Here is a 12,333-nt window from a genome sequence, read left to right as displayed (position 1 = left end):
ATCGATTCGAGGCACTGGCTGGCGCGACAGACGGTAGTTGCGCGGGCGCGCCCATGTGGCTCTGTGCGAACACTGCGGGGCCAGCGAGCAGCGCCAGGATCTCATCGGTTTTATTGTAAGACATCCTACAACATACAATGCGTTAATAGCAAGCAGGAAAACCCCGATTCCGTCGGGGTTCTCCAGACCACCAGTCTTTAGCTTGCTTCCACCGCCGCCGACGCCTTGCGCAGCCGCTCGCGGCTGTTGGTCAGGTGCATGCGCATGGCGGCCTTGGCGCCTTCGGGGTCGCGCCGCTCGATGGCATCGTAGATATTCTCGTGCTCGATATTGACGCGCTCGAGATATTGCTCGCGCTCCTGCGCGCTGACGTGCAGCCGGCTGCGCGGGATCACCATGGTGCCGAGATGCCCCATGATGTCGGTGAAGTAGCGATTGCCGGTAGCGCGCGCAATGACGAGGTGAAACTCGAAGTCAGCCCCCACCGAATCCTCGCCGCCAGCCGCCGTGCGCTTGAGTTCGTCGAGCGCACGGCGCATTGCCGCCAGCTGCTCGTCGCTGCGCCGGGACGCCGCCAGGCTGGCGGCCTCGGCTTCCAGGCTGACGCGGAATTCCAGCATGGCCAGCACGTCCATGGCGGTCCCCATGGTGGCGGGGTCGATGCGGAAGGGCGAGCCGTTCTCGGTACTGCGCGCCAGCACGAAGGTGCCGATGCCGTGGCGGGTCTCGACCAGGCCGCTGGCTTGCAGCCGCGACAGCGCTTCGCGCACCACGGTGCGGCTGACGCCGAGCGCGGCCATGATCTCGGATTCGGTCGGCAGCTTGTCGCCCGGCTTGAGCAGGCCTTGCTGGATGCGCTCGCTCAGGTTGCTCACCGCCTCTTCGGCAAGCGTGCGGCCGCGGCGCCGCAGCGGGGTGGTGGAGGCAAACATCGGGTTTGACATGATAGTGGGCAGGGGGCTTGACCGGATCTCGATGGGCTCATTATACTGCGTCGTAAGTTATATGACGACCGATAACAGGTGTCTCGTGCCTCTAATTCAATTCCAGGCCCGGCCAGCACTGACGAACTGGTACCCGGCAGCAACCGGGCAGCCAGACCGAGACAACCCGTAAGAGCCGCAGCCGCCAGGGGCCGTGCCTGCTCTTTCCGCCGGAATTCCACATGATCCAGACATCCATCTCCGCTACCCGCGCCGCGCCAGTCGCAGGCACGCCCGTCGTCACCGAACTCACCGTGGTGCCGGTAGCCGGCCACGACAGCATGCTGATGAACCTGTCGGGTGCCCACGGTCCGTTCTTCACCCGCAATATCGTCATCCTCAAAGACAGCGCGGGGAATACCGGCGTTGGCGAAGTGCCGGGCGGCGAAGCGATCCGCCAGACCCTGGAGGATGCGCGGGAACTCATCGTGGGGCAATCGATCGGCAATCACCAGGCCTTGCTCAATCGCGTACGCAGCGCCTTTGCCAGCCGCGATGCGGGCGGGCGCGGCCTGCAGACCTTCGACCTGCGCATCACCATCCATGCCGTCACCGCGCTGGAAGCGGCCCTGCTGGACCTGCTCGGCAAGCACCTCGGCGTGCCGGTAGCGGCCCTGCTTGGCGAGGGCCAGCAACGCGATGCGGTGGAGATGTTGGGCTACCTGTTCTATATCGGCGACCGCAACTGCACCACGCTCGGCTATCGCAGCGAACCGGAGGCGGACAACGAGTGGTTCCGCTTGCGCAACGAGGCGGCTATGAGCGCCGAAGGCGTGGTACGACTGGCTGAGGCCGCCTATGCGCGCTACGGCTTCAACGACTTCAAGCTCAAGGGCGGCGTGCTGCGCGGCGATGAAGAGATGGAAGCCATCCTGGCGCTCGCCGAACGCTTCCCCAGGGCGCGTATCACGCTGGACCCCAACGGCGCGTGGTCGCTGGCCGAAGCCGTGCGCCTGTGCCGCGACAAGCATGGCGTACTGGCCTATGCCGAAGATCCGTGCGGCGCGGAGGATGGTTTTTCGGGCCGCGAGGTCATGGCCGAGTTCCGCACCGCCACCGGCCTGCCCACCGCCACAAACATGGTTGCGACCGACTGGCGCCAGATGGGCCACGCAGTGCGCCTGCAGTCGGTCGATATCCCGTTGGCCGATCCGCATTTCTGGACCATGCAAGGCTCGGTGCGGGTTGCGCAGATGTGCGCCGAATGGGGCCTGACCTGGGGCTCGCACTCCAACAACCATTTCGATATTTCGCTGGCCATGTTCACCCATGTGGCCGCTGCCGCGCCGGGCCGCGTCACCGCGATCGATACGCACTGGATCTGGCAGGACGGCGAGCGCCTGACCAAAGCGCCGCTGAAGATCGAGAACGGCAAGGTAGCCGTGCCGAGCCAGCCGGGCCTCGGCGTCGAACTCGATATGGAGCAGGTGGCGCTGGCGCACGAGCGCTACAAGAACATGGGACTGGGCGCGCGCGACGATGCGGCTGCCATGCAATTCCTGATCCCGGGTTGGACCTTCAACAATAAGGCGCCGTGCATGGTCCGGTGAGCGCGCACCATCCGGACACAAGAAATACCACTCAAAAGCGAGGAGACAACGATGTTCAAGACTGACGACCGGTCCCGCATGACCGGCACCACAGCTGCGCCCACGTACCGCGTGCTGCGCCGGTTGACCACCGCCATGATCGCAGCCGTGACGGTGCTGGCGGCCGCCGGCACCGCCGTCGCATCGACGGCATGGCCCCAGAAGGCCGTCTCGGTCGTGGTGCCGTTCCCGGCCGGGGGCTCCACCGACACCATCGCGCGCATGCTGGCGGTGCCGCTCAATGAGAAGCTGGGCCAGCCCTTCGTGGTGGACAACCGCCCGGGCGCCACCGGGGCCATCGGCGCGACCATGGTCAAGCGCGCGCCCGCGGATGGCTACACCTTGCTGGTAGCGTCGATCGGCGTCTACGCGGTGAACCCCTTCCTGCAGAAGAATCTTGGCTACGACCCGGCCAAGGACTTCGACCTGTTGACGGTTGCCGTGCGTGCGCCCAATGTGCTGGTCACCAAGCCCGATTTCCCGGCGAAGAACCTGCAGGAACTGGTTGCGTACATGAAGAAGAATCCTGGCAAGGTCGCATTTGCCAGTTCCGGAGCCGGCTCGTCCGACCACCTGACGGCCGCGTTGTTCTGGCAGAAATCCGGTACCGACGGACTCCATGTTCCCTATAAGGGCGGGGCGCCGGCCATCTCCGACCTGCTTGCCGGACAGGTGGATGTCTCGTTCCAGAACGTGAACGCGGTGCTCCAGCATATTCGCAGCGGCAAGCTGAAGGCGCTGGCGGTAACTGGCGACAAGCGCTCGTCCGTGTTGCCGAACGTGCCCACCATGGCGGAGAGTGGCGTGAAGGACGTCGATGTGTATTCGTGGCAAGGCGTGGCGGCGCCGCGGGGGCTGCCGAAGGACATCAAGGCCAAGCTGCATGCCGCCCTGGTCGGCGCGCTCAATGAGCCCCAGATGCGGCAGAAACTGGCCGAGAACGGTTTCGAGGTGGTCGCCAACACGCCCGAGCAGTTCGAACAATTCGAGAAGCAGGAACTCCAGCGCTGGAAGGCCGTGATCGAAGCCGGCAAGATCAGCATCGACTAGGTTCGCGGTATCGGCGCAAGCGTTGCTCTTTGCCCCGCCTGTCTGCGGGGTGTTTTCATTTGCGGAGCGGATTCGGACGCGGGCGCGCGCAACCTGATAGGCTTGGGCCACGCGCGCTTTGCGCTGCCCCGCCGCTGGCGCCCCCCATGATCCGGTTCTGCAAATCGCCGCCCTGCCTGCTGATCGAGACAGAGTCCCGGTGGCTGATTCCGCGTGGGTTCGACGGCTTCGCGCCGGGGCCGCTGATCCTGGTGCGGCCTGGCGTCAGCCATGCGCTGATCGAGCATGAGAAGGTGCACGTGCGGCAGTTCTGGCGCTCGGGGGGACTGATGGGCGTGTTCTACCTGCTCAGCCCGCGCTGGCGCCTGCGTTTCGAGCTGGAGGCCTATCGCGAGCAGCTCAGGCACTGCGAGCCCGGCGCCGCGCATTATTTCGCGCGGATGCTGGCGCGGCACTATCGGCTGGATATATCGCAGGAGGAGGCGTACCGCTTGTTGACGGAGCCCGGCGAACCGGAGTGACCGTTTGCCGTTTCGCTCAATCGGGATGGCTGCATTCGCGAGCGGAAAATCTGGCGGAAGCGGTGAGATTCGAACTCACGGATGGGTCACCCCATCGGCAGTTTTCAAGACTGCTGCCTTAAACCACTCGGCCACGCTTCCGGTAAGAAAGTGCAGGCATTGTAGCGCGAACAGGGGGAGGTTCCCGCTCGTGCTTCATGCTGCATTGACGCAGGCGCAACGGCCAGCGCCGCGCATTATAGCAAGGGCGGGGACGCTTGGTTGCGCATGTTGTGCAATGTTGTCTTGTCGGTGTCTTGTCGGTGTCTGTCGGACGCGGCGGAACCTTCTTTCAGGCTCGGCGCTCCTATCATTCATGAGGGCGCGCGCCGGGGTGGCGCGTCCCCCTGTTCCATGCATTTGCAGGCAATCGAAGAGGATAACTGATGAAGGGCAAGATTCTGTTGGGCGTAGCGGCGGCCGCCGCGTTGACCGGGTTGGCGGGTTGCGCGGCGCCGGGCGGCGGCTATGGCGGCGGCTATGGCGCTCCGCCGCCGCAGGCTGGGTACCAGACGCCGCCCCCGGCGCCGGCCACGAATACCTACCAGGCGCCGGCGGGTTCGGTGTTTCATGGCCGGGTCGAGTCGATCGAGCCGGTGACCACCCAGAAGAACAGTTCGGGCGTGCTCGGCACGGTCATCGGCGGCGTCGCCGGTGGCCTGCTGGGGCACCAGGTCGGCGGGGGTACCGGCAATACCATTGCGACCATCGGCGGTGCGGTAGCGGGTGGCTTGGCGGGCAACCAGATCGAGAAGCGCGCCGGCAGCAGCACCGAGACCGTCTATCGCGTCAATGTGCGGTTAGACGATGGCCGTCTGGCCACGGTGACGCAGCGCGATGTCAGTAGCTTGCGCATCGGTTCCCGTGCGCAGGTCGCCAACGACATGGCGATGCCGTATTGACCGGGACGCGGGTATCGCGTCAAGCATTTCGACAGGAAAACGGCCACCCTCGGGTGGCCGTTTTCCTGTCTGCTGCAAGGCGTCTGGCGTCACCCCTTCAGGAACATCTCCTGCAGGTCGTTCAGGAAACGCCGGCCGAGTTCGGTGGGCTTGATGGTGGCGAGATCGGCTTCGAGCAGGCCCTTTTTCTCGGCCGCGGCCAGTTCGCGGCTGATGGTGTGCAGCGGCAGCCCGGTGTGGTCGAAGAACGTGCTGGCCGGCACGCCGTCGGTAAGGCGCAGCGCGTTCAGCATGAACTCGAAGGGCAGGTCGGACGCGCCGACGTCGTGCTGCTCTTGCACGGCATTGCCGGCCATGGACTGTGCCATATAGGTGGCCGGATGCTTGTGGCGCATCTGGCGCAGTACCCGGTGCGGGAAGGAGAGCTTGCCGTGCGCGCCGGCCCCGATGCCGAGGTAGTCGCCGAAGCGCCAGTAGTTCAGGTTGTGGCGCGCTTCGCGATGCGGCTTGCCGTAGGCCGAGGTTTCATAGTGCCGGTAGCCGGCCTGGGCGGTGCGCGCTTCGACCAGGTCCTGCATTTCGTAGGCGCTGTCGTCGTCGGGCAGGGCCGGGGGGAATTTGGCGAACAGCGTGTTCGGCTCCAGCGTCAGATGGTAGAGCGACAGGTGCGTGGTGTTGAACGACAGCGCCGTTTCCAGGTCCTGCGCGCAATCCGCCAGGGTCTGGCCTGGCAGCGCGTACATCAGGTCGAGATTGACGTTGTCGAAATTGTCCAGCGCGATGCCGATCGCGGCGCGCGCTTCGTCGCCACCGTGGATGCGGCCGAGCGCGGCGAGATGGCGGTCGTTGAAGCTCTGGATGCCGATCGACAGGCGGTTGATGCCGCTGGCCCGATAGCTGGCGAAACGCTCCGCCTCGAAGGTGCCGGGGTTGGCCTCCATGGTGATCTCGGCGTCGGCGTCGAGCGGCAAGAGCGCGCGAATGTCCGAGAGCAGCCGGTCCATGCCGGCGGCCGACAGCAGGCTGGGCGTGCCACCGCCGATAAAGACCGTGTGCACGGGGCGGCCCCATACCAAGGGCAGCGATTGCTCCAGGTCGGCGCGCAGCGCATCCAGGTAGGCATCTTCCGGAATGTCGTGGCTGTCCGCCGCGCCGGGCACCGCATGCGAGTTGAAGTCGCAGTACGGACACTTGCGCACGCACCAGGGGATATGCACATAGAGCGACAGCGGCGGCGAGGCGGGCAGGGAGATCTGGCCAGGCTGCAGCCACAGCGACTTGGTATCGGCAGGGGGGGTGCCGGTCGACGCGATGGGAACGATCGGGATCATGGGCAGCCGGGCGTGATGCCGTCCGCCTGCAGGCGTTCGGTCAGCGCCTTGAGCGCCAGCGCGCGATGGCTGATCGCATTCTTTTCCGCGGGGCTCAGTTCGGCCGCTGTCTTGCCCAGCTGGGGCAGCATGAAGTGCGGATCGTAGCCAAAGCCGGCGTTGCCGCGCGGTGCGTCGACCACCTCGCCGGACCATACGCCTTCGGCGATGACGGGGCGCGGATCCTCGGCATGGCGCACCAGCACCAGCACGCAGTAGTAGTAGGCACGGCGGTTCAGCTTGCCGGCGAGTTGCGAGATGAGGTGCGCATTGTTGGCGGCGTCGGATTTCGGCTTGCCTACCAGTTGCGCATAACGCGCGGAGTAGACGCCCGGCGCGCCATCCAACGCGTCGACGCAGATGCCGGAATCATCGGCCAGCGCGGGCAGGCTGGACAGGCGGCTGGCGTGGCGCGCTTTGGTAAGGGCGTTTTCGACGAAGGTGGCGAAGGGTTCCTCGGCCTCGTCGATGCCGAGTTGTCCCTGCGGTATCACCTCGAAGCCGAGCGGCGCCAGCAGCGCGCCAAACTCGCCGAGCTTGCCGGGGTTGTTGGAGGCGAGGACCAGGCGTTGCATGGCGTTCACCGTATCAGGCCAGGCCGAGCGCACGGCGCTGGTGCGCCACCAGTTCAGCGATGCCCTGCTCGGCAATACGGGTCATCGCATCGAGGTCGGCGCGGCTGAACGGCACGCCTTCGGCCGTGCCTTGCACTTCGACGAAGCCGCCGCTGCCGGTCATCACCACGTTCATGTCGGTGTCGCAGTTGCTGTCTTCGGCATAGTCCAGGTCGAGCACGGCCACGCCGTCCACCATGCCTACCGAGACGGCGGCGACGAAATCGCGGATCGGGCTGGTCTTGAGCTGGCCGTCCCGCAGCATCGCGGAAATGGCGTCATGGGCGGCCACGAAGGCGCCGGTGATGGCTGCGGTGCGGGTGCCGCCGTCGGCCTGCAGCACGTCGCAGTCCAGTTGGATGGTGTACTCGCCCAGCGCGGACAGGTCGAACACCGAGCGCATGGCGCGGCCGATCAGGCGCTGGATTTCCTGGGTGCGCCCGGTCTGCTTGCCGCGGGCGGCCTCACGGTCGGAGCGCGTATGGGTGGCGCGCGGCAGCATGCCGTACTCGGCGGTGACCCAGCCTTCGCCACTGCCCTTCTTGTGCGGCGGCACCTTGGCCAGCACGCTGGCGGTGCACAGCACCTTGGTATCGCCAAAGGCACTCAGGACGGAGCCTTCGGCGTGGCGGGTGTAGTGTCGGGTCAGGGTGATAGGGCGCAGCGCATCGGCTGCGCGTCCGCTCGGTCGCATGTGTGGGTTTTCTCGGGAATCGGTTCAGGACACGGATTTTAACGCCGCGGGGCTGCGCGTGCCCATCCGGCTTCGATTCGGCCCTCGGCGAACCGCAAATTCCCGCGCCATTGCGGCGCGGGCGGTACTTCCGTCCGGTATGGGCGGCAGGTTTCGCAGGCCGCCCGGAACGCTTAACGCATGAAGTTGCTCGTCTTGTCGATCGCCGCGCGGATCTCGGCGATGGAGCGTTCGATTTCCTCCTCTGACAGCAGGTCGGTGTCGCCGCCGTTGTTCTCGAGGATGGAGGTGGTAAAGGTGTTGAGCGGCAGGGTCTCGGTGGCGACCGAGTCCTCGTTGGAAAGGTGTGCGTCGAGTTCCCACATCATGGCGATCGCGGTGGTGTTGTCGGCGCCGTCGCCCGCATTGTGCAGCGCTTGTTCGATCAGGTCGGGGATGGCGTGCACCACCGACAGGTGGGTCACTTTGTCAACCAGGAGCTGTTCTTCAATGCTGCCCCAGAGCCCGTCCGAGCATAGCAGCGCGACGTCGCCGGGCTCCAGCCGCAGCGGGCCGCCGATGTCGATCAGCGGCAGGTTGGGGGAGCCGAGGCAGTTGTACAGCTTGTTGCGCTCGGGGTGGTTTGCCACCTGCATCGGCAGCACGCGTTCCTGCTGCAGCAGGTTTTCGATCTTGGAGTGGTCGCGCGTGCGGGTCAGCAGGGCGCCCTTGCGCACCAGGTACAGCCGTGAGTCGCCGGCGTGGGCCCAGTGGATCTGGCCATTCTGGACCAGGCAGCAGACCACGGTGGTGCGGGGGACATCGGCCAGCCGGTTGGCTTCGGCATAGCGGTGGATTTCCCGGTGGGCCAGCATGATGGTGTCCTGCAGGAAATCGGCAGGATTGCGGATCGAGGGCCGGGCCTGGGCCTGGAACTGGCGCGCCAGGGTCTGCAAGGCTTGCTGCGCGGCGACTTCGCCTAAAGCGTGGCCGCCCAGGCCATCGGCCAGGACCATCAACAGGGCATCCCGCGTGAAGCAATAGCCCATGCGGTCCTGGTTGATGCGGCGGCCGCCTTTTCTGCTTTCCTGATAGACGGAGAATCGCATGGTGGCTGTAGGGAAATCAGTTTTCGGGAGACGGCGGCGCCGCTTTTGTGCCCGATCGGCGCTGGGTGTGGCAGGGCAGCGGGGCGACGGCTCCCATGATGGTAGGGGATGGCGGAGCAGGCCGGAGCGCAGAGCACGCGTCAGACGCGGGTAGATGTATCGTGTGCATCATTCGGCGCCTGTGCCGGCCTCTTTGGCATGGATGCCCGCGGCGGGTTCTTCGCGCTTGCGCAGCAGGGTGAGGAACCGGCTGGCAAGGGGACGCTCGGCGGCCGCGGAGGTGGCCGGTGCGGCCGCCTGTTCGCCCAGCGCATTGGTCTGTTCGCGCAACTCCTTCTGCAGCCGGAACACGCTCTGCGGCCGTTCGGATGGCGTCAGGCGCAGGCACCATTCGACCAGGTCCACCAGGCCATTGGTGTAGCTGGTGCGCAGCCGGGTGATGGAGTCCGCCATGCGATCATCTTTTTCGCGCTGGTTCGCCTCCTGCGGCGGCATGCCGGCCATGCAGGCATAGAGCGTGGCCCCGAGGCTGTAGATGTCGGTCCACGGCCCCAGTTCGGAATGCTTGCCGTAGAGTTCGGGCGCGGCAAAGCCTGGCGTGTACATGGGCTGGAAGCGCGACGCTTCCATCGTCAGGATCTGGCGCGCAGCGCCGAAATCCAGCAGGATGGGCGACTCGTCCTCGCGCAGATAGATGTTGCCGGGCTTGATATCGAGGTGCAGCAGCTTGTGGATATGCACTTCGCGCAGACCGCTCATCAGGTCGTGGAAGACCTTGCGGATGAAGTGTTCGCGCAATACCTTGGCGCGGCCTTGCTGGCGGGCGTGCAGGATGTGTTCCTGCAGCGTCTTGCCCAGCTCGTAGTTCATCACCATGTAGACGGTGGAATTCTCGCGGAAGAAATTCACCACGCGCACCACGCTGGGATGGGAAATGCGGGCCAGCGAGCGGCCTTCCTCGAAGAAATACTTGAGCCCCAGGCGGAATGAAGCGGCGCTTTCTTCCGGCACCACGGGGATCAGTTCGCCGGGTTTGCGGCGAGCCAGGGACGACGGGAGGTACTCCTTGATCGCAACGGGAGAGCCGGTCTCGTCGGTGGCAAGGTAGACGAAACTGAACCCCCCGCTGGCCAACTTCTTTACAATACGGTAGTTGGACAGCAGCGTGCCGATGGGCAGCGGTGCGCTCTTCGGAGGTGATGCGCCCTTGGACTCTGTCATAGGATTCGGGACCTTGATTGCCTCCGGATTGTCCTGACTAATCGATGACTTGTAAAGAACACAATAGCGGCCATTTTTGGCTCTCTTTTCGGCGTTCGGCCGGCGCGGATGCGGGGCTGCCAGCTCCCCGCGCCGTCTGAACGCATGCGGCCGGATGGCCATTTCGCGAGACTACTCAATGATTCACAGCATGACCGGCTACGGCCTGGCGACCCGCCAGGCGCCGCTGACCGACGCGCATGGCGTGCCCACCGGCAGGACGGCTTCCGTCTCGGTGGAGTTCCGCACCGTCAACTCGCGCTTCCTCGACCTGTTTTTCCGGGCTCCCGAAGAGTGCCGCGCCTTCGAGCCGGCCCTGCGGGAAATGCTCATGGCGAAGCTGTCGCGCGGCAAGCTGGAGTGCCGCATCAACCTGCAGCGCGCCGATGCCGGTGCCGGTGGCACCACGCTGGCGCTCAACGACGCCCTGCTGGCGCAGATCCGCTCGATCGAAACCACCGTGGCCGCCACCTTTTCCGAGGCTGGCTCGCTGCGCATGGGCGAGATCCTGCGCTGGCCGGGCGTGCTGGTCGAGCCCGAACTGTCGCAGGACGCGTTGCGCGAGGCGGTGACGGGCGCGGCCAAGGAAGCGCTGGCCCAGTTGCTCGAAGCGCGCCGCCGCGAAGGCGATGCGCTCAAGGCCACGCTGGACGAACGGATCGAGGCCATGCTGGCCATCGTCGCGCGCCTGACGCCGACGATCCCGCAGCTGATCGCCTGCCAACAGGAAAAGCTGACTGAGCGCCTGCAGGAGGCGTTCAACCTGGTGGCATCGAACGGCATGCCATCGATGAGCCGCGATGAAATCGGCGAGCGCATCCGCCAGGAAGCCACGGTCTACGGCATCCGCATCGACATCGCCGAAGAGCTGTCGCGCCTGCAGGCGCACCTGAACGAAACCCGCCATATCCTCAAGAAGGGCGGGCAGGCCGGCAAGCGGCTCGATTTCATGATGCAGGAGCTCAATCGCGAAGCCAACACGCTGGGCTCCAAGGCCGCGGCCAAGGAGCTGGCCGATGCCGCCATGGAACTCAAGCTGCTGATCGAGCAGATGCGAGAACAGATTCAGAACCTAGAATAATCATCATGAGTGAAACGTCGTCCCACGTCGCAATCGATACAGCCTATCCCGGCAACCTGTTCATGGTGGTGGCGCCCTCCGGTGCCGGCAAGTCCACGCTGGTCAACGCGCTGCTGGCGCAGGACCAGGCCATCCGCCTGTCTATCTCGCACACCACGCGCGCGCCACGGCCGGGCGAGCAGGATGGCCGCGAATACCACTTCACCACGGTGGACGCCTTCCGCGCCGCGCGCGATCGCGGCGAATTTCTCGAGTGGGCCGAGGTGCACGGCAATTACTACGCCACTTCCCGGGTCTGGATCGAGCAGCAGATGGCCCAGGGCAACGATGTGCTGCTGGAAATCGACTGGCAGGGCGCGCAGCAGGTGCACCAGCGCTTTTCCAACGCCATGGAGATCTTCATCCTGCCGCCGTCGCTGCAAGCGCTGGAAGAGCGCCTGAACAAGCGCGGCCAGGACGAGCCCAACGTGATCACGCGCCGCCTGCTGGCGGCCGGCAGCGAAATGGCCCACGCTTCCGAGTCGGACTATGTCATCATCAACGAGGTTTTCGAGCAGGCGCTCGAACAACTGCGCAGCGTGATACGTGCTACCCGTCTGCGTTTTTCGTCGCAAAAGGCGCGTCACGCCGACCTCTTCATCGAGCTCGGTATTCACTGATCCGGAGCGCGGCGGGAACGTTTCTTGCCGCGTGCTGTAAAATAGCCGGCATCGCATAAGGTTTTGTCCCGAGGTGGATTTGATATGGCGCGTATTACCGTCGAAGATTGTCTGAAACACATCCCGAATCGTTTCGAGCTCGCGCTCGCGGCGACCTACCGGGCCCGTCAGCTGGTGCAGGGTCACACCCCCAAGGTCGAGGCCAAGGACAAGCCCACCGTGGTGGCGCTGCGCGAGATCGCTTCGGGCCAGGTCGGCATCGAGATGCTCAAGAAGGTACCGACCTGATTTTCGGGCGGCGGTGGCCAGTCCTCGCAACGCGTACCTTTGCATTGAGACTCTGCTAACGTACCGGTTCGCGTACTTGCTTAACCAGCCAGATTTCGGAAAGCCGCCCACATGTCTTCCTCCCAGCCTTCCTCTCCTGTCGCGACGGCCAGCCCCACGGCGACGCCGGCGCGCCCGCGCGGAGAAGCGCCTGGT

Annotated in this window: 13 protein-coding genes and 1 tRNA gene; 7 read left to right on the top strand and 7 right to left on the bottom strand. The window is 65.3% G+C overall.

The window, feature by feature from the left end; translation table 11 throughout:
• Positions 1 to 197 precede the first annotated feature (197 nt).
• On the bottom strand, positions 198 to 944 hold the full coding sequence (locus AC1DS6_RS08785; RefSeq protein WP_045238638.1) for a FadR/GntR family transcriptional regulator: 747 nt from the start codon (positions 942 to 944) through the stop codon (positions 198 to 200).
• 221 nt (positions 945 to 1,165) lie between these two features.
• Here AC1DS6_RS08785 and gudD point away from each other — a divergent pair, with 221 nt between their 5' ends.
• From gudD to AC1DS6_RS08770, 3 genes are all read left to right on the top strand, one after another.
• Entirely contained in the window at positions 1,166 to 2,533 is a 1,368-nt protein-coding gene (gene gudD / locus AC1DS6_RS08780; RefSeq protein ID WP_477102444.1) for a glucarate dehydratase, read from the top strand.
• A 135-nt stretch (positions 2,534 to 2,668) separates the two neighbouring features.
• Positions 2,669 to 3,622 (top strand): Bug family tripartite tricarboxylate transporter substrate binding protein, encoded by a 954-nt coding sequence (locus AC1DS6_RS08775; protein WP_477102460.1) that lies wholly within the window; start codon positions 2,669 to 2,671, stop codon positions 3,620 to 3,622.
• Positions 3,623 to 3,768: 146 nt separating this feature from the next.
• The gene (locus AC1DS6_RS08770) at positions 3,769 to 4,143 is read left to right on the top strand and encodes a hypothetical protein (protein WP_441632106.1); all 375 of its coding nucleotides are present in this window, start codon (positions 3,769 to 3,771) and stop codon (positions 4,141 to 4,143) included.
• Positions 4,144 to 4,194: 51 nt separating this feature from the next.
• On the opposite strand, the gene AC1DS6_RS08765 is transcribed toward AC1DS6_RS08770, so the two are convergent.
• Positions 4,195 to 4,284 (bottom strand) — tRNA-Ser (locus tag AC1DS6_RS08765).
• Positions 4,285 to 4,568: 284 nt separating this feature from the next.
• On the opposite strand from AC1DS6_RS08765, the gene AC1DS6_RS08760 reads away from it, so the two are divergent.
• Entirely contained in the window at positions 4,569 to 5,084 is a 516-nt protein-coding gene (locus tag AC1DS6_RS08760; RefSeq protein WP_441632104.1) for an outer membrane lipoprotein, read from the top strand.
• An 89-nt stretch (positions 5,085 to 5,173) separates the two neighbouring features.
• On the opposite strand, the gene hemW is transcribed toward AC1DS6_RS08760, so the two are convergent.
• The 5 genes from hemW to AC1DS6_RS08735 form a co-directional block, all read right to left on the bottom strand.
• Positions 5,174 to 6,415 carry a radical SAM family heme chaperone HemW gene (gene hemW, locus AC1DS6_RS08755; RefSeq protein ID WP_477102443.1) on the bottom strand — a complete coding sequence of 414 codons (1,242 nt, stop codon included), beginning with the start codon at positions 6,413 to 6,415 and terminating at the stop codon, positions 5,174 to 5,176.
• Complete coding sequence (gene rdgB / locus AC1DS6_RS08750; protein ID WP_441632100.1) at positions 6,412 to 7,029, bottom strand: RdgB/HAM1 family non-canonical purine NTP pyrophosphatase; 618 nt, start codon at positions 7,027 to 7,029, stop codon at positions 6,412 to 6,414. The genes hemW and rdgB overlap by 4 nt, the downstream gene beginning before the upstream one ends.
• A 13-nt stretch (positions 7,030 to 7,042) precedes the next feature.
• Positions 7,043 to 7,762: a ribonuclease PH gene (rph, locus tag AC1DS6_RS08745; RefSeq protein ID WP_477102442.1), complete on the bottom strand. Its 720-nt coding sequence runs from the start codon at positions 7,760 to 7,762 to the stop codon at positions 7,043 to 7,045.
• 173 nt (positions 7,763 to 7,935) lie between these two features.
• A complete protein-coding gene (locus AC1DS6_RS08740; protein WP_035859458.1) occupies positions 7,936 to 8,850 on the bottom strand; it encodes a PP2C family protein-serine/threonine phosphatase in 915 nt (304 codons plus the stop codon).
• Between the two features lie 168 nt (positions 8,851 to 9,018).
• Complete coding sequence (locus AC1DS6_RS08735) at positions 9,019 to 10,071, bottom strand: serine/threonine protein kinase (protein ID WP_441632098.1); 1,053 nt, start codon at positions 10,069 to 10,071, stop codon at positions 9,019 to 9,021.
• A 178-nt stretch (positions 10,072 to 10,249) separates the two neighbouring features.
• On the opposite strand from AC1DS6_RS08735, the gene AC1DS6_RS08730 reads away from it, so the two are divergent.
• From AC1DS6_RS08730 to rpoZ, 3 genes are all read left to right on the top strand, one after another.
• On the top strand, positions 10,250 to 11,191 hold the full coding sequence (locus tag AC1DS6_RS08730; RefSeq protein WP_441632096.1) for a YicC/YloC family endoribonuclease: 942 nt from the start codon (positions 10,250 to 10,252) through the stop codon (positions 11,189 to 11,191).
• 5 nt (positions 11,192 to 11,196) lie between these two features.
• On the top strand, positions 11,197 to 11,850 hold the full coding sequence (gmk, locus tag AC1DS6_RS08725; protein WP_045238629.1) for a guanylate kinase: 654 nt from the start codon (positions 11,197 to 11,199) through the stop codon (positions 11,848 to 11,850).
• Between the two features lie 84 nt (positions 11,851 to 11,934).
• Positions 11,935 to 12,138 carry a DNA-directed RNA polymerase subunit omega gene (rpoZ, locus tag AC1DS6_RS08720; RefSeq protein ID WP_006578656.1) on the top strand — a complete coding sequence of 68 codons (204 nt, stop codon included), beginning with the start codon at positions 11,935 to 11,937 and terminating at the stop codon, positions 12,136 to 12,138.
• The last annotated feature ends 195 nt before the right edge of the window (positions 12,139 to 12,333 follow it).

The organism is Cupriavidus sp. 05L310 (assembly GCF_056398185.1).
Note: the sequence above shows the minus strand (reverse complement) of the source record. Positions and strands in the feature narration are given on the sequence as shown.

Bases quoted from the DNA above. Each gene is read 5' to 3' on its own strand.
- AC1DS6_RS08785 (WP_045238638.1), bottom strand. From the start codon at position 944: ATGTCAAACCCGATGTTTGCCTCCACCACCCCGCTGCGGCGCCGCGGC.
- gudD (WP_477102444.1), top strand. From the start codon at position 1,166: ATGATCCAGACATCCATCTCCGCTACCCGCGCCGCGCCAGTCGCAGGC.
- AC1DS6_RS08775 (WP_477102460.1), top strand. From the start codon at position 2,669: ATGATCGCAGCCGTGACGGTGCTGGCGGCCGCCGGCACCGCCGTCGCA.
- AC1DS6_RS08770 (WP_441632106.1), top strand. From the start codon at position 3,769: ATGATCCGGTTCTGCAAATCGCCGCCCTGCCTGCTGATCGAGACAGAG.
- AC1DS6_RS08760 (WP_441632104.1), top strand. From the start codon at position 4,569: ATGAAGGGCAAGATTCTGTTGGGCGTAGCGGCGGCCGCCGCGTTGACC.
- hemW (WP_477102443.1), bottom strand. From the start codon at position 6,415: ATGATCCCGATCGTTCCCATCGCGTCGACCGGCACCCCCCCTGCCGAT.
- rdgB (WP_441632100.1), bottom strand. From the start codon at position 7,029: ATGCAACGCCTGGTCCTCGCCTCCAACAACCCCGGCAAGCTCGGCGAG.
- rph (WP_477102442.1), bottom strand. From the start codon at position 7,762: ATGCGACCGAGCGGACGCGCAGCCGATGCGCTGCGCCCTATCACCCTG.
- AC1DS6_RS08740 (WP_035859458.1), bottom strand. From the start codon at position 8,850: ATGCGATTCTCCGTCTATCAGGAAAGCAGAAAAGGCGGCCGCCGCATC.
- AC1DS6_RS08735 (WP_441632098.1), bottom strand. From the start codon at position 10,071: ATGACAGAGTCCAAGGGCGCATCACCTCCGAAGAGCGCACCGCTGCCC.
- AC1DS6_RS08730 (WP_441632096.1), top strand. From the start codon at position 10,250: ATGATTCACAGCATGACCGGCTACGGCCTGGCGACCCGCCAGGCGCCG.
- gmk (WP_045238629.1), top strand. From the start codon at position 11,197: ATGAGTGAAACGTCGTCCCACGTCGCAATCGATACAGCCTATCCCGGC.
- rpoZ (WP_006578656.1), top strand. From the start codon at position 11,935: ATGGCGCGTATTACCGTCGAAGATTGTCTGAAACACATCCCGAATCGT.